Annotated in this window: 14 protein-coding genes and 1 tRNA gene; 5 read left to right on the forward strand and 10 right to left on the reverse strand. The window is 43.0% G+C overall.

Going from position 1 to position 15,944, the window contains the following annotated elements; translation table 11 throughout:
* The first annotated feature begins 19 nt into the window (after positions 1-19).
* A complete protein-coding gene (cysS, locus tag M9899_02865) occupies positions 20-1,513 on the forward strand; it encodes a cysteine--tRNA ligase (protein MCO5113097.1) in 1,494 nt (497 codons plus the stop codon).
* On the opposite strand, the gene M9899_02870 is transcribed toward cysS, so the two are convergent.
* Positions 1,508-2,425: an alpha/beta hydrolase gene (locus M9899_02870; GenBank protein MCO5113098.1), complete on the reverse strand. Its 918-nt coding sequence runs from the start codon at positions 2,423-2,425 to the stop codon at positions 1,508-1,510. The two genes, cysS and M9899_02870, sit on opposite strands and share 6 nt — an antisense overlap.
* Positions 2,426-2,523: 98 nt before the next feature.
* Positions 2,524-3,453, reverse strand: coding sequence for a hypothetical protein (locus tag M9899_02875; protein ID MCO5113099.1), 930 nt, complete (start codon positions 3,451-3,453; stop codon positions 2,524-2,526).
* 213 nt (positions 3,454-3,666) lie between these two features.
* Here M9899_02875 and M9899_02880 point away from each other — a divergent pair, with 213 nt between their 5' ends.
* Positions 3,667-5,052 carry a hypothetical protein gene (locus M9899_02880; GenBank protein ID MCO5113100.1) on the forward strand — a complete coding sequence of 462 codons (1,386 nt, stop codon included), beginning with the start codon at positions 3,667-3,669 and terminating at the stop codon, positions 5,050-5,052.
* Here the strand turns inward: M9899_02880 and M9899_02885 are convergent.
* From M9899_02885 to M9899_02905, 5 genes are all read right to left on the reverse strand, one after another.
* Complete coding sequence (locus tag M9899_02885; protein MCO5113101.1) at positions 5,049-6,653, reverse strand: hypothetical protein; 1,605 nt, start codon at positions 6,651-6,653, stop codon at positions 5,049-5,051. The genes M9899_02880 and M9899_02885 overlap by 4 nt on opposite strands.
* Positions 6,640-7,101 (reverse strand): hypothetical protein, encoded by a 462-nt coding sequence (locus M9899_02890; GenBank protein ID MCO5113102.1) that lies wholly within the window; start codon positions 7,099-7,101, stop codon positions 6,640-6,642. The genes M9899_02885 and M9899_02890 overlap by 14 nt, the downstream gene beginning before the upstream one ends.
* Before the next feature lie 109 nt (positions 7,102-7,210).
* Positions 7,211-9,355 (reverse strand): hypothetical protein, encoded by a 2,145-nt coding sequence (locus tag M9899_02895; protein MCO5113103.1) that lies wholly within the window; start codon positions 9,353-9,355, stop codon positions 7,211-7,213.
* Positions 9,356-9,550: 195 nt separating this feature from the next.
* Positions 9,551-11,914: a penicillin acylase family protein gene (locus M9899_02900; GenBank protein MCO5113104.1), complete on the reverse strand. Its 2,364-nt coding sequence runs from the start codon at positions 11,912-11,914 to the stop codon at positions 9,551-9,553.
* Positions 11,911-12,852, reverse strand: a complete 942-nt coding sequence (locus tag M9899_02905) for a lysophospholipase (GenBank protein ID MCO5113105.1) — start codon at positions 12,850-12,852, stop codon at positions 11,911-11,913. Before M9899_02905 ends, M9899_02900 begins: the two co-directional genes overlap by 4 nt.
* 299 nt (positions 12,853-13,151) lie before the next feature.
* On the opposite strand from M9899_02905, the gene M9899_02910 reads away from it, so the two are divergent.
* A tRNA-Asp gene (locus M9899_02910) sits at positions 13,152-13,228 on the forward strand.
* A gap of 117 nt (positions 13,229-13,345) precedes the next feature.
* Here M9899_02910 and M9899_02915 read toward each other — a convergent pair.
* From M9899_02915 to M9899_02925, 3 genes are all read right to left on the reverse strand, one after another.
* Positions 13,346-13,594 carry an endo-1,4-beta-xylanase gene (locus M9899_02915; GenBank protein MCO5113106.1) on the reverse strand — a complete coding sequence of 83 codons (249 nt, stop codon included), beginning with the start codon at positions 13,592-13,594 and terminating at the stop codon, positions 13,346-13,348.
* Between the two features lie 55 nt (positions 13,595-13,649).
* The gene (gene map / locus M9899_02920; protein MCO5113107.1) at positions 13,650-14,399 is read right to left on the reverse strand and encodes a type I methionyl aminopeptidase; all 750 of its coding nucleotides are present in this window, start codon (positions 14,397-14,399) and stop codon (positions 13,650-13,652) included.
* A 77-nt stretch (positions 14,400-14,476) separates the two neighbouring features.
* Positions 14,477-14,704 carry a hypothetical protein gene (locus M9899_02925; protein ID MCO5113108.1) on the reverse strand — a complete coding sequence of 76 codons (228 nt, stop codon included), beginning with the start codon at positions 14,702-14,704 and terminating at the stop codon, positions 14,477-14,479.
* A 159-nt stretch (positions 14,705-14,863) separates the two neighbouring features.
* Between M9899_02925 and M9899_02930 the strand changes: the two genes are divergently transcribed.
* On the forward strand, positions 14,864-15,325 hold the full coding sequence (locus tag M9899_02930; protein ID MCO5113109.1) for a deaminase: 462 nt from the start codon (positions 14,864-14,866) through the stop codon (positions 15,323-15,325).
* A 68-nt stretch (positions 15,326-15,393) separates the two neighbouring features.
* Positions 15,394-15,942, forward strand: coding sequence for a hypothetical protein (locus M9899_02935; protein ID MCO5113110.1), 549 nt, complete (start codon positions 15,394-15,396; stop codon positions 15,940-15,942).
* Positions 15,943-15,944: the final 2 nt, after the last annotated feature.

Raw genomic sequence — 15,944 nt, forward strand, 5'->3', positions numbered from 1 at the left:
GAATTTTGTGGAGTAGTACATGTCTTTGATCATTCATAACACACTGACCAATCAACGAGAAACCTTTGTCCCTCACACCCCAGGACAGGTGAAAATGTACTGCTGCGGCCCTACAGTTTACGACTATCTGCATGTGGGAAATTTTAGAGGGGCCGTGTTTTATAACTTCGTTAGAAACTGGCTGGAGCAACTGGGCTATCAGGTCACCTTTGCTTATAACTTCACTGACATTGATGACAAAATCATCAATCGAGCCAAACAAGAAGGTACAACACCTGAACAGATCGTAGAAACTTACATTCAAGCCTTTTGGGACGACTTTAAAAGTTTAAAGTTACGCCCTCACGATATCAATCCTCGCGTGACAGAAAGTTTGGATGCCATCTTTGATGTGATCCAAGGTCTTATCCGTAACGACAAGGCTTATGTTGTCGACGGAGAGGTCTTTTATGCCGTCACAAGCTTTAAAGATTACGGCAAACTGAGCAATCGTAAACTTGATGACCTAGAATCAGGCCACCGCATTGAAGCCGATCCCAAAAAACAAAACCCCTTAGACTTCACCTTGTGGAAGCCCGCCAAAGAGGGCGAAATCTCTTGGTCCTCACCTTGGGGAGAAGGTCGTCCTGGTTGGCACATTGAATGTACCGCTATGATTTTTAAACATTTAGGCGAAAGCATCGACATTCATGGAGGCGGGTTAGACCTTGTGTTCCCTCATCACGAAAATGAAATCGCACAGGCAGAGGGCTGTACACATAAACCTTATGCCAAATATTGGATTCACAATAATATGTTTACCTTTGATGGGGCAAAGATGTCTAAATCCTTAGGCAATATCCGCACCATGAAAAGTTTTTTGGAAGAATACCCAGGAGAAGTTTTTAAATTCTTAACCCTCTCTTCGCATTATCGTTCCCAAACTGAATTTTCACAAAAGACCATCGTCAATAGCATTACGGGCTTGTGTCGTATTTACGAAGCCCTTAAGTCAGCCGCTATTTTTGTCAACTCAAATAAAGGGGGCCAAAGTGGCGAGGAGTCTCAAAAGTTCATTACATCTCTGGAGCACACCCGACAAAGTATCACTGAAAGTTTTAACGATGACTTTAACACTGCCAAAGCGGTCGCCTCTATTTTTGAGCTTGTAAGAACCTATAACAGTGCCTGCCCCGCAGGGTCCAAAATGACACCTGAAAAAGTGCAAATCTCTAAGGACTTTATAGGCTTTATTCACGAAATGGGAACTCTACTTAGTCTCTTTCAGGAGCCTGCAGAAGAGTTTCTAAAAAACATGGACCTTATTTTAGCGCAAAAACTTAAACTTGATGTGCACGAAATCCAAGATTTACTTACCAAACGTGTGGAACTTAAAAAAGCAAAGAACTTTACTGAAGCCGATAAATTGCGAGACGATTTAAATCAAAAAGGCATTCTGATCCGAGATGGTGTGGATGGCAGCACTTGGGAGATCAACAAACAGATGTTTCTAGAGCTTTATAATAAGTTATAATAACGAGTTCAACACTTCAAAAACATTTTGTGAACAATGATCTTGAGGAACATGGGCGCAGTCTTTAAGTTCCGTAATGCCTTTAGCACCTATCAGGGATTGGTACTTTTGATAATGATTCATCCCCAAAAATTCGTCCTGCATGCCCCAGACTAAACGTGTCTTGTCTTTGATTTTTTCTACAATGCCATCAATGAACTGATCCCCGATCAGTTGGGCTTTGATCATGGCCTCTACAGGAAAGTGGCGCAAACGCTCAGAAGCGTGCCTTGCGACAAACCAGGGTAAGGTCTGAGTTTTTTCTCCAATAGCATGAGAAAGCCTATAGGTCTCCATCACTGTTTCAGGCGAAGGAGACACTAACCCTTGTACGGCATGGTCATAAGGTAAATTTAATCCCGCAGGATTTAACAGAATATTTTGACTATAACGTTCTGGTTTTTGAGCCACCATCCAAGAGGTGATCCATCCACCAAAACTATTGCCCACAAGCACCACCTTACGGTCGCCACAAGATTGATTCACAAATTCATGCAACCGCTTGGCAAGGTGACGAACTTGGTATCCAGCCGCATCTTGAAGAGGCGGGCTGGCTCCTGCTCCTGGTAAATCTATCGCTACCATTTTTGACGGCACATGCAGCTTGGTTTGCATCGCCATGATCTTGTGCCAAGTGTAAGACTGATCCCCAAGCCCATGAACCATAAAGACGCACACACAAGGCTGTTGTCCTGAGCATGTGTCTCTTTCAAAATATCCTAGGTCATCAAGGGTTTTGTATCTGTAGCCATCAAACCACGTCAGCACAAAATAGTTCTTATAATCCACAAAAGCCAACGGCTGCCACACAAAGGCCGCAGCAAAAAGAAAGAAGGCACAAATAATAAAAAGGATTCCTACACGCGTTTTCATAGCTTACCGACCCCTGATATTGAAACACAAAGGCTTACAAATCAAGTGCTGAAAACAAAACCAAGCCCTAAGCTTGGATTTGTGCTATAAATTACAAACTAAAACATATAGAACGCAAGGGCCGTCACATTGATATTGTCACGATCCACTTTAAGCAGATCACCAAAATCTTGTTTAGGCACACGGTGGCTGACAGAAAGAATCATATTCCCAATGTTACCTACACTAAATCGCATCTGTGGACCAATGGCATATTCAGTCTCTGTATCTTTAAAACGATTTTGCAAAGGTGCTTGATAATAAACATCACTTCTAGCATAGAACTGCATTCCTAAACCAAAATCGTAAGAAAATTTATACCAAAGATCTAAACGGTTATCTACGCGCCACTGTCTGGTATTGGTGAGCACGTTTAATCTCTCCCCGACTTCTTCGTTCAAAGGAACATCTGTATAATATGTCGTTTTAGACTGGATATAATAATTCACATTACTGACCCAATTCAGCTCTAACTTTTGAGTTAAGTTTTTAGAAAGAATAAAATCGTTTCGCAAACGCATGATACGATTTTCCAAAAGACTTTGTTGGCCTACAGGAATATACACACGACCTTCCCAATACACTTGGATGTCACCAGGTAAAAGAATCAAGTTACTATCTACTAAACTGACAATAGGATCTTCAAAAAAAGCGTCTGCTTTATGATAAGCGGGAGCTTTATCTTCGTATTGTGACCATCCTGCACTAGAAATGATAAATGGAATACGGAGTGTGATCTTTTGCCCTTGTCCCAGTCTATAGTTTAAATTTACAAAACTGTATGTCGAAACTTGGCCTCCACCTACGTCCCACATACGCATCTCGTAGTCGGCTCTGGTGAAACCTGAAAACCAATAAGGGCTATAAAGGTTTGTGACCTTCTCTTGAACAGAAAAGGACTGTCCCCAGGCTGAAAACCCAAAGGCTAAGGCATTCACACACAACACTAAATTCAAAAACATACGACGTAACATTAACGGACTAAACACGGACACCCCAATCCCCTCGCTAATAGACTTCCCCTAGCGGCTGAACATTTTGTGCAAGTTCAACGTAAGCATCATCCTCAAAAAAAAATGGGATTTCAAGACTTTGTTATGATTTTAACAAAAGTCTGAAAAATCCCACGCCACAGCATTTTGAGGCTTTGTCTTGGATACAAAACGAGGTATAAGAACATACATAAAGGGTAAGGGGAACTCATGAAAAATCATTCTATCTTAAAGCATCTTTTATTAGCATTCGCACTTGGTGTTTCGACTCAAGTCGCTGCCAAAAATACAGCCACACCAGCTAAGACTCAATCAGTTGAATCTGACAGCCATTCTACTGTGAGCAAAGAAAAAGCCACACCCAAGGCGTCTAAGTCTACGGTGACAGTGAAGGATAAAAAGGCAGCAGCTCTCGCTCCTGAGCGTCTTAGTATTATGAGCTTTAACGTGGAGAACCTCTTTGACACCATTGATGACCCCACCAAAGAAGATGAAACCTACTTGCCTAAAAAGCTGAAGAAAAATAACCCTGAAATTGCCATGCGTTGTCAACGTTTACGTCGCGACTACTGGCGTGAACAGTGTCTAAAAACAGATTGGACAGAGCGTCGCTTAAAACGCAAGATGCACAGACTGGCCGATGTCATTCGCAAAGCTAACAACAAAAAAGGTCCCGATGTTTTAATTATGCCTGAGATTGAAAACCTTGGAATTTTAGAGCGTTTCCGTAAAGAGTATCTGAGCGATCTTTACCCCGAAAAGGCCATCTTAATTGAAGGTCCTGATACCAGAGGGATTGATGTTGGCATTTTAACCCGACTGAAACTTAAATCTGAACCTACACTTCATCAAATGAAATTTGTTGCCAACGAAATCATTAAAGAAGAGGACATCCGACCCACGCGTGGAATTTTAGAAACAGAACTACTTCTACCCACTGGTGAATCCTTGTTTGTTTTTGGCGTGCACTTTCCTTCTCAAGGAGCACCCACAGAACATCGTCGTCAAGCTTTAGCCCAATTAGTGGAGCTGATGAAATCTAAACCTCAAGACAGCTACATCGTGGCTGGAGGAGACTTTAATATCACTCGTGAAGAGGACGCAGACCACAAGTACTTTGTAAATGTACACGAAAGCGGAATGCAGGTTTCACATTTTGTGGGATGTAAAGGATGTCGCGGCACTCATTACTTCCACCCAAAAAGAAGTTGGTCTTTCTTGGATGCTTTAATCTTTGCAGGACGCTTCACCGATGCCAGCTCACCATGGCAATTTGAAAAAGAGAGCGTGCAAGTGTTTAACAAAAGTATCTATCAGGTCAACCGCTTTGGTTCACCTGCCCGTTTTGGTTTGGGCAACACCAAAGAAGGCGTTTCAGATCACTGGCCTATTATGGCAGACATCACTTATAAAAAGCCTATTCCTAAACCTCAGCTCATTTTAGGTGACTCAAGTGCTGTGCAATTAAAAGAAATCACAAGCTCTTCAGCTCTAGATAAAAATAACTCTGTACTTACAGATAGCAAAAAGAAAGTGATTCCGTTAAATAAAGCCGCAAAGCCTGAGTCGTCACCATCTTTAAAAAAAGCACTCTAATCTACCGTATGAGCGTCGGACTTCTTCTGTGGTTTTTTTTGCGGGCTTGGTGAAGGAGCGGTGGTGGGAGATGTCGTCCCCGTGTGATGGACGGTCTGTGAAGCAGGACAGATCACCTCTGAGTCAGGTGTACGAGAACATCCCAAGGCTTCTGCCACAGTAGGATTATTTAAAATAAGGTCCACCCTTCGTCTGTCAGAAGGATGGTCAGAACCACTAATGGAAGGGGCTCCCGAAATCTCCTCAGCACAAGCCTCGTCTAAATTATAAATCAGATACTCGTAACCTGGAGGGGCAGCGACTACACCTTCAGGCAAAGGCCTGTCTGGACTGGGCCGAGGAGGCGGATCTTTTTTAATAGTCTGTTCTAAGACTTGAGCCGCAAACCAATCACAAAAGATTTCATTACCCTGGCTAAACTCACAGGCCTGCGACTCACTTCTGACTGCACCATTTTGTGAAAGATACTCTCCTTGTCTGGTGTGAAAGTTTCCTAAACCTCGATTTAAAGGATGTCCTGTTCTTCCCTCACCTTGGTTGATTAAACAGTTATAGGTGTCACGAAAGGGATTTTGATCAATACTAAACGGGGCGCCCACAACTTCTGAACCCATCAATTGAGACTCTGAACCTGGCGGAAGCCTTATGCCAAAGAGATTGCCAGGATTATTTTGCCCTCGGTCTCTGGCTAACTGTGCAAACTCCTCTGAAGCCCTAAGCATTGTCGTGTTAGAACGACAAGGGTCAAAAGCATGAGCAAATTCGTGAGCCAAAGTTCTCTGTACGGCACCCGCAGGAAAGTAATTCATCTTAGGTCCAAGTTCGATAAAACCTTGTGCCGTGTTATTACGCCCTCCTTGGCCACGACCAGGACCACATAAAGAACCAGGTTGTCCGCTTGAGTTTTGAGATAAATAGTAAGCATTGACTCTTCCGATCACGGACTGCATTTCTGGGCTTAACTGTGAATCACTTTGTCCTTGCCTTAAGACCTCCAAAGCATTGGTCTTGACTTGATTAAATATAGCTTGGGTCTGCTGAGGTGTTCTTAGATACTCTGATCTTTGATCTGTATCCATAGACAAAGCCACGTGACGGTTTTGATTCTGATCTGAGGCTCGTAACAGTCGTAAAAGCCGATCTTTATCTATGCCCTCTTGCGATTCCATATAGTTAATAATCTGTGTCACAGAAACAGACTTAGCCTTTGCCCCTTCTTTATTCGGCGGCCAGGGTACAGACACCTTAGCTTCATTAGGATAAGTCAGATCACCCAAATTATTAAGCCCTAGTTCTGCCAGTCTTTGCTTAAAACTTGTAGACATCGCAGAACTGGGCAAGGAAGAAAGATAATCTCTTAACTCGACTTGTGACTCTTCTACTTTACCCATCGCCTCTTCGGCTTGCGCTGAAAACACTGCCGATAAGGTGCACGCAGGGACCTTTTCTCCATTAGCGAGTTGAATGATGTCTGTGGGTTTTAAGTTTTTAAAAAATTCACATTGATGGGTCACAGATTTAAAATCACATTTGGCTTGGACTTCAAAAACAAATCCTAAACCTATAACACCGATGAATACCAAATCTTTAAAGGAGATCATGGCGAGTCACTCCATAAAGTTTTTTATTCATTCCCGAAACAAGACCTCGTAGATTTTTTTGTGAGGCCGCAGACAAATGCGACCAACACACTGGTTTAGGGCTCAGTTCCGAAGATCTTTGGTAGGCCATCTGCTGGTGACAAGCGTCTTCGCTGGCTGTTCCTCGTTTTTTAGATTTAGAGACCAAAAAATTTTTATCCAAAGCTTTTTTATATTGTTCATATTGTTTTTTTGAAATGAGTACAGAACCATAAGTCTGCTTACCACGAACAAAAGATAAAAAGTATTCAGGTTTATTTTTAATTGTTCTTTCTTTAAGGACAAAGGCCTGCTCGCCTTGAACATCAAAATACAAAGCGATTCGATTTTTGGAATTTGGTATTTCAGTATTTTTTTGGCTCTTAGAGGCACCACTAACTTGAGCCTCCACCCCATGGGCTTGGGCCATCACCAAAATAACAACGAGTGAAGTTATAAAAAAAGAGAGTGGTTTAAAAACGCTCACTCTCTAAATATAACTCAATTCTTAGTTGTGCGCCCCAGACCTAGGTCGCAACTTAATTTCTAATAAAAATAACCGTAACAAGCTGATCCATAGTCACAGTTTTGCCCCAAAGCTGTGATAAAGCTGTGGCAAGTGTTGTGATATCTGCATAGCCCAGTTGTTTTAAGTCTTCGGCTGTCATTTCAGCAAGGGTCTTTTGCTCTACACGGGTCAGTCTGACTCTTTGATCTAAAACGGTCACGCCCGTTTCAATATGTGTCAGGGTCACAACAGAACCCACGGCCCAACAAGGAGTTTGCGATAACACATAAGCCTTCTTGTAAGATGACGTTGCAAAGGCCGCTTCATCTTGGGCGTTTACAAATAGCATGGGATTTACACTTTGCTGACATGAACTTAAAACATGCCCAGGACGCGAAGCCACGGCCCCTTCTACAACCACAGGAACATCTAAATTGTTTTCATCTACCACTTCACTGGCAAGAGCTGCGTTGTAAGGGACATACTCAAATACAGTCACGTGCACCCACTCTTCTGAACCAATATATGTCACCACATCTGATTGAGATTGGGCAGTGGCAGCAATGATCTCTGGTGTGAGGTCAGAAGCTCGCATCACAAAGACTTCCTTGATCAGAACTTGGCCCTCGTAAACCGTGCCATCACTAGAATGAATGTTTAAAATGTCTGTCGGCTGGTAGCAGTTGTTTTTACCTTTAGTGATCGCCATGGTTCTTTTTCCAGCGATCATTTCTGAATCCAGTTTTCTAAAACTTCTAAAGTCCGTCCAAGCTCTGTTCGACGTGCAAGTGCTTAAAAGCGCTTTGCGATTCACATACTCTGCCACTTGAATGTCGGCGTTCACACTTTCTACTCTTTGTATAAATGTGGAGTGTGTTGCTGGGTTAGTATTACTGACTGCTGGTCCTGGAGTGACACTAGGAGGTGTCGTCCCCTCGGCAGGCTCCTCACCTTCTGGTCCTGCAGGTATAACACTTGGAGGAACTGTCACCACAGCGGGATTAGGCTCCGCACCCTCTTCTGGCGCTACAGGAGTCGCTGCATTTAAGAATTGCGCTTCTTGAGTTGCCGTACCTCTTAAGTACTTAAACACTAGGTAGCTCAATTGCGTCTCTCCTGGCTTTAAGTATCTTTGTAAGCCTTCACGATCAAACCCTGCTTGTGCTAAAAGTTCGTCTGTTAAATCCTCAACATTAAAAATATAAATTCCTGTAACAACGGCTTCACCAAAGTGACTTCCATCACCCGCTTGCAGACTGCCAATAAGAATGCGCATGCCTACTGTATGACAGTTACGGGCGCGGTTGATGTCGGCAACACGCTCTCCAGTATAAATGTTTGAATACAGTGCTTTGTAGTCTTGGTCAGAAAGATTTCTGTCATACACACGAATGTCAGTCCAACCCCCTCTAGAGCATGTGGATAGACTTGCACCGATCTTTTCTACAGCCTCTACACTGTTCTCAACGATTAAGTCTTTGGATGGAGAATCAAGCCCTTCAAGGGAAGTCACTAAACTTCCTACCTGTCCTTCAGGCACACCGTTAGGCACCACCACATCAGCACTTAAAAATCGCTCTTCTGCAGGGGCAGAACCTTCTACATACTTAAACACAAGAATGCTCGCCGTCTGTGACTCTCTTAAAATAGAATCTAACGCAAAGTCATTGATATCCAAAGCGGCTTTCATCTCTTCTGTGATTTCACTACGGTCAATAAGCATTAACTTCGTCACCACAGCATGGCCATAGTTACTGCCCGTACCATCACTCACACTGGAAATCAGTACACGTCGGCCCACTTTATGGCAGTTGTTCGCAGCCCCTATCGCAGCCACTCTTTGGCCAGAGTAAATAGATTTATACACCACATCTTTTTTGGAACGGTCATGCACTCGGATGTCATCCCATACACCACCAGAACATGTAGAGAGCTGGGCTCCGACCTGATCTTTTACTTCTATATAATTCACTTTGAAATCAAAATTTTTAGAAGGCGATTTTACAGATCTGATGTTGGCCACCATAGATCCGACTTTACCTGCTTCGACGGTGCCATAACGAGGATCCACATCTCGCGGTTGACATCCAGCTAAACCCCACAGAACCAGAAAAATGGCTCCAAGAATGTGTGTGTGTGATCGCTGTGTTTTAATGATTTGTGTTGATGCCCCCACTTATGCCCCCTTAGCTTTTCATGGTCTAGGTTTTTGATCTGACCCCAAGAGCGTCTTAAGTTTTTCACCTAAGATCAAGCTTTGTCTAAGTGCTCAACCAAATCTTAATATTATCTCTGAACTCAGGCTTTAAAATGCGTAGAACTAGGGCTTTATGGGCTTTAAAAGTCACAAATGACCAAGCGCGCCACCTCACTATGACCCAAAGTCAGAGCGCACACCCGATCTCAAAAACGCCTCTTTGTTAAAAGGGATTTGAAGATACTCACCCTTAAGCCACAAAGGTGTTTGGTCGTTAGTGTTGGGACTGCTCAGCCAACCATCTTGCCCACCTAAAAGGATAAAATAATTTTCGTCTTCAGAAGACAAATCCGTCATCCATCTGGCCTGGGCACCATAACTGACAGGAGCTTTGGTTGCACTAAGGGGGTGGGCCGATTTCATCAAAGTTTCATTCCCACCACTATAGGGGCCTTCATAAAATTTAAATTTTTTCCCAATCAGAGGAACACGACTCATGGGATGCGCGAGTGTTAAAGGGTGAAAGTTTCCCCAGCTTTGATATTCATGCAAACGAACTTGTGTCACATTTAAATGCGTGAGCCACGCTTGGGCCTTCACAAACTCCTGATCCTGAGCCAAAGCCTTACCTAAATCTTCACGCCACTTTGTAGACCGAGTATAAAATTGGTAGAGCTCCTTCTCGGCTTCTGGTGAAGCTTGTAAATGTTTTTTAATCTTATCCCAGTAAGCCTCCATAAGCCTTGCGCTGAGAACTTCAAACACTAAGGCTCCTTGAGATTCTTGTTCATAGTAGCCATTCCACTCTTTAAGAGTCTTATACACAGGGTGAAGTAAAATCGCTTCCTCTTGATCCTCTAGTACTTTTAACAGCACTTCCGTTAGATCTTTTGCAGATGGGGAAAATGTGTCTAGCTGCACCTCGCGCACTTGGGACAAATTCACTTTAGGTGTTTGTGACAACACCTGAGTCATCCGAGACACTCTGTCATTCGGAGCGTGAAACAAAGATATGGGCAGCGAACCTTGATGCTTAAGAGCCTCGTTAGCACTGACCACAAAGCCTGATGAAGGGTTATAAACCTGCGGCAAGCTTGTGACGTTTTTAAATGTTTTATGCTTTATAGACTCAGGTAATGGGATTTTAAATTCTTGTTCTAACTGCAACTGCCTAAACGCCGACAGTCGCCCTACATTTCCCTTCTTATCGGCATACACAAAGTTTTGCCCTGAAGCGGCGTAAGTGACAAAGGCCTGCTCAAACTCTTTCCAGTTTGTGGCTTGATTGATTTTAAAAAATGACAGCACTTCATCAGAATCTTCCATGCCTACCCAGTACAAAGATAAAGCTTTGGGATAAGAAAACAGTGGAACATCGGTCACAATGGGTAGGCCCTTCACCTCTCGAAGAGTGACCTTTTGATCTCGGCCCCAACGCACTTTAATATGTTCTTCTCTGTGGGTGGCGGTCTTTAAATCGTCTTCAGACACTTCACTTAAGTGTGAACTGATCCCCCACATATTGGTTCCACCCCAGGCGATGTGAGCATTCCGACCGACTGCGGGTAAAGGAAATGTAGGCATCATAAATCCCATAGTTTTAAAACTCGGGGATTCAAGCACCATAAAGAGCCACATATTGGGAATCATGATCCCAAGATGAGGATCGTTAGATAAAATGGCCGCATCTCCAGTTTTTGATTTTCCTACAGCAAAGGCGTTACTTCCTGATCGAGTGTAGGCCTCGGTCAAAGTTTGCAATAAGAGCCTATCTTGATCCACACCAGAAGACTGAGTGGCTTGAGTTTTATTTTTGAAATCAAAAGGCGGCGATGAGTCCATCTCTTCTGAACCCAAAGACTTTGAAGGGACCACTGCCGCGCTTGAACTTTTGGACTTTAAATCTTGCAAGAGCAACTGGATGAAGGAGTCTTCACCTCTCCAAGAGTCCCAGAGCTTTTGATAGTAAGGCCTTTGTGCAAAATTCAGCACTTGCGCGAACATGATCCAGTTGACATCAATAGAGATAAATTTATGTATGGTGGCGAGATCACTGGCGGTCCATGAAGTAGGTGCAATGCCTGATAATTTTAAGTCTATGGCTCTTTGTGGATTTTGTTCCACGTAGTCATTCATCCCTCGCGCCATTTGTTCTAAAGCATTTTTAGTCTCTTCAGACACATGCTCCCAATTTTTTTGAGCGATCTTGGGAAAGTTAAGTGCACGTAAAAAGTAATCTATATTTTTGGTGGACCCACCCAACATTTCAGAGACTCGGCCTTGCGAGATCATTCTTAAAAACTCAAGTTGTGAGCGGCGCAAGTGCATTTGCAAAACACCGACTGTGTAAAACAAATCCGCATCTGTTTGGGCTGCCACTCGTGGTACACCGTAAGAGTTCCACACTACGTCCACAGGCTGCTGTGTATTGAGCCGCGTATTTTGAAATTGCGCTCTTCTATGCTCTAAAGATGTGTCCTTCGGACCAAGCGCGCAGCCTGACACCCACAAAGACAGCACAAGTAATTTTTTAATCATAAGTTCTTATTTACAAAATCTGTCACATAAAATCTAAGGGCTTTGTTCCCCTTAGGGTTTACAATATCTCCTGCCAACACGTGACGATCCCATTCAGGCTCAGAGATCAGAAGTTTCACTTTAGGTTTGATTTTATTGTAAAAGCTTTTGATCTGAGACACATCTAGGACCTCATCATCAGGAGAATACGCGATAAGCGTGGGAGTGTGCAACTGGGAGTAGTCTTGTTTTTTTAATGCCAATGTGACACGCATGAACTCTTGCAATGCGATAGCAGGATGTTTGGTGGTCCAGAAATAACCATGCGCTTTATTTTCTGCGGGGAATTCTCTATATGTGCCAAACATCATCTTGATGATAAATTTCCCCAAGCCCCCAGCAAGTAAAAATGCGGCTTTGTCTTTAATTCCAAAATTCGGTGACACCAAAACCAAAGCATCTGGAGGTTTCGGTGCATTGAGAGTCACAAGTGTTGCTAGAGTTCCGCCAAAACTTGTTCCCATCAATATGGTTTTGTTCCCCATCATTTGCGCCACAGTGAGGCACTCCATGGCATCATCAATCCAGTTTTGACCTTGCACTCGTTCCATAAAGTTGGGGTCTCTTAAGCCATGACCTGAAAGTCGTGTGACAAAAAGATTGGCCCGTAAGTCTTTGGCAATATTTGTAACCACAGGCTGAAGTTCCATGGGGCTTGCCGTAAAACCATGAATGTAACAGATCGACCATTCCGTCACCTTCTTAGAGCGTAGAAGTTGCTTTTCATTTCGTTTTTTAACTAAGTTCAACATGGCTGGATTTTCCCGCGCCATCTCGTTCATCTGTTTTTCTACGGGGGGCAAATAGATATAATCTGAACCCAAAAAAGGAGTCACAACACCGTAGGTCCCAACAAGGACTAGCACTGCAAAAACAGCAAGACTCAGCTTTCTACGCACAGACCCCTCCAAAATATCGCTGACATCGCAGCATCTATCACGAACCTCTAAGATGCGCTGTCATGGACCCATCAAAGTCCTAAAAACACTCAAATTTAAAAATGATTTTTGTGTTCCCTTTAAGACAATTAGACCTGATGCAAATGCTAACGTCTATCATTTTTTTATGCGTGCAATTTAAGCATGCACACAGAACTGATTGATGAGTTTTCTTGCATATTTAGGCGTTTTAGAAGGATTTTAAAATATTTTCTTTACACCACTTCATTTTATAGCTATCACTAATGCTTCAATGAGCTGGGGCGGTAGTTTAGTTGGTTAGAATGCTGGCCTGTCACGCCGGAGGTCGCGGGTTCGAGTCCCGTCCGCCCCGCCAGTTCTTTAATTAGTTGTACTCAATTTACATTTTCGCTGAGTTCTGAACTGCTAATATCGGTTCGCCTTCGGCAAGGCTATTATAGATAATAGATGTGAGTATGAATTTATATTTAACTCACTCTAAGCTCTCTAATAGCTTAGGGTAAATATGTGGTTTAGGATTATAATTTTTATCCCAAATATGGGCTGAACCAAAACCTGGGAAGTGTTTAGGAATCCAACTCACATGATCAGTAAATCCCCATGTTACAAATGAAGTGCAGTTTTCAGAAGCCACACACGCAGAAATATAATCTGAATATACTTTTTCTTGCTGTTGCAATTGAGTCGTTGTGGGATTAGCTCCATTAAGTAAAAGCGACATATCAAATTCAGATATACTCGATATTTGGCCAAAGTGAAAGGCTCTAAACTCCTCCCTAAGCTGGCAAGGTCATTATCAGAGGCTTACCCTTAGTAATGACAAGTGTATGCTCATACTGCGCCGTAAAAATTCCAGGATTTGTCATAAGAGTCCATCCATCACCGCTATCAAAAACTTCTCGCGCCCCAGAGGAAACGAACGGCTCAATAGTGATAACTTGGTTTTCTCTTAATACTCTCTTGTCTTTTCTATCATAATAACCCGCAATAAAATCAGGCTCCTCATGGAGAGCTCGTCCTACTCCATGACTTCCAATGTTTTCTATGACTGTAAAGCCATTTCTAATGGCTTCGGTTTCTATTGCAAGTCCTATACGATTTAACTTAGCACCAGCTCGCGCTTCTAACATGGCTTTCTCAAGAGCGCTCTTTGCAACGGCACATATTTGTAAATGTAATTTAGATTCTGGAGGAATGATGGATGAACCCCCTGTATCTGCAAAATAACCATCTAACTCTGCCGATACATCAATGTTTACAAGATCACCCGCTTTGAGAACTTTTGAACCTGGGATACCATGAGCAGCCTCTTCGTTCACACTTATACAGGTATAGCCAGGAAAGTTATAAGTGATCTTCGGGGCCGATCTTGCACCATGTGCGGCAAGAAACTCTCCCCCGATAGAATCTAATTCTGCTGTAGTTATTCCTGGCTCAAGTTTAGCTTGCATATGCTGTAGACAGCGGGCCACAACTCGACCCACCGTACGTAGCCCTATTAAATCTTTTTCTGAATTGATCGACATAATTTTAATATACTACAATGACCACTCACCGTCATCTGTAAACCGTGGACGTGGGTAACTTAGACAATATAAAAGAACTAAAACCCGCAGGTCTGAATGGCGTACTCTAGAGTGGCTTCTTCTTCGGTGAGGCCGTCGTCCATCACTTTTCCATTGAAAGCTAAAACGATCACTGCATCACCATCAACCCAAGAGTCCACGTAGGATTCGGTGTCGAAGTCAAAAAGCAGGTCTTGATCGTAGAAGTTTAAAATCTCTTGGTGAGCAGTTTTGGCGTCTACGTGTTTGTAACACAGTTCATACAAATACGTGCTTCTTTCCCGGATTTTTAATTTTGATCAATGAGCCCCCAAAATATGCACTGAGCATGAGGGCTCATTCCTCCAACTTCATATTGTCTAGCGGCAAATATTTCTTTATTTCAGCAAGGATGTCACACTGCTAGACCTACCACAGAGGCTCTAATGGAAACCACAAAGAACACCCCCAAAACTGAACGTCCCAGCTTTGAAGAGATTTATATGCAACTGGCTTTAACCTTGGCTAGACGCTCCACGTGTAAACGACTGAACGTGGGCACAGTCATCACCTCTACGGATTACCGCAAGGTTCTTGCTGTAGGTTATAATGGCAATGCGGCGGGCCTACCCAACACCTGTGATCGCGACGAGACAGGCAACTGTGGCTGCTTACACTCTGAAGAGAACGCCGTGATCAACTGTGATTCTCCTCGATTTGTGGAAAAGTATGTTTTTGTCACCCACCTTCCTTGCGTGGCATGCGCTAAACGTCTGATCAATCTAGGTGGGGTAAAAAAGGTCTTCTTCCGCCATGAGTACCGCTGTAGCGAATCTGTAGAGCTTCTTAAGTCTGTCAATATCGAAATCGTACAGCTTAACATAGAACCACCTGCGCCCAAGTCCTGAACTCATTCCAAAGAATTGTTTTGTCATTTTTAGCATGGCAAAATGACTCTATATACGGGAGCTTAAATATGAGAAATTTACTTGTGATCACAGTGTCCTTTTTATTTGCGGCAACTGCTCATGCAGGATTTTTAGATAAAGTGAACAACACACTTAAAACCATTGAATCTGCTAACGACACTGCCGACCGGGCAGAACGCGAAACCAAAAGAATCGACCGCTTACCTAAAACTAAAAGAGGCAAGGGCGATAAGGAGCTTTTTTCTGAATGGAAAGAGGATTTAAAAGTGGCTGAAAAAGGCGCCCAAAAATCTTGTAAAAAGAAGATTCGTTTTGAATTTGAACCCATTCGATTTAAAGGGTTTCTAGGAGCTTCACAAAGTCCTGGCGCTATGTGCGGAGACATTGCTAAAGCTTTAGAGTTTGACTTGTGCACTGAAAATCAATTTGCAAGCAAAATCAAAGGTAAACTAGATTCTGTAAAATGTTACTACACTTCAGCTTCAAGTGATGAAATCAAAATGCGCTTTAACGATAAAGAACTCATGGTGGGTTTTAGCGAAAACTCTAAAGACCTCTATGAAGAAAGTTTATCTTGGTTACAAAAGAACCTCTAATA

It is taken from the genome of Pseudobdellovibrionaceae bacterium, assembly GCA_023954155.1.
GTDB lineage: Bacteria > Bdellovibrionota > Bdellovibrionia > Bdellovibrionales > UBA1609 > JAMLIO01.

Coding starts and splice junctions, on each gene's coding strand:
- map (MCO5113107.1), bottom strand. CDS start 14,399: ATGTCGATCAATTCAGAAAAAGATTTAATAGGGCTACGTACGGTGGGT.
- M9899_02885 (MCO5113101.1), bottom strand. CDS start 6,653: ATGATCTCCTTTAAAGATTTGGTATTCATCGGTGTTATAGGTTTAGGA.
- M9899_02930 (MCO5113109.1), top strand. CDS start 14,864: ATGGAAACCACAAAGAACACCCCCAAAACTGAACGTCCCAGCTTTGAA.
- M9899_02915 (MCO5113106.1), bottom strand. CDS start 13,594: ATGTCGCTTTTACTTAATGGAGCTAATCCCACAACGACTCAATTGCAA.
- M9899_02880 (MCO5113100.1), top strand. CDS start 3,667: ATGAAAAATCATTCTATCTTAAAGCATCTTTTATTAGCATTCGCACTT.
- M9899_02890 (MCO5113102.1), bottom strand. CDS start 7,101: ATGGCCCAAGCCCATGGGGTGGAGGCTCAAGTTAGTGGTGCCTCTAAG.
- cysS (MCO5113097.1), top strand. CDS start 20: ATGTCTTTGATCATTCATAACACACTGACCAATCAACGAGAAACCTTT.
- M9899_02870 (MCO5113098.1), bottom strand. CDS start 2,425: ATGAAAACGCGTGTAGGAATCCTTTTTATTATTTGTGCCTTCTTTCTT.
- M9899_02900 (MCO5113104.1), bottom strand. CDS start 11,914: ATGATTAAAAAATTACTTGTGCTGTCTTTGTGGGTGTCAGGCTGCGCG.
- M9899_02935 (MCO5113110.1), top strand. CDS start 15,394: ATGAGAAATTTACTTGTGATCACAGTGTCCTTTTTATTTGCGGCAACT.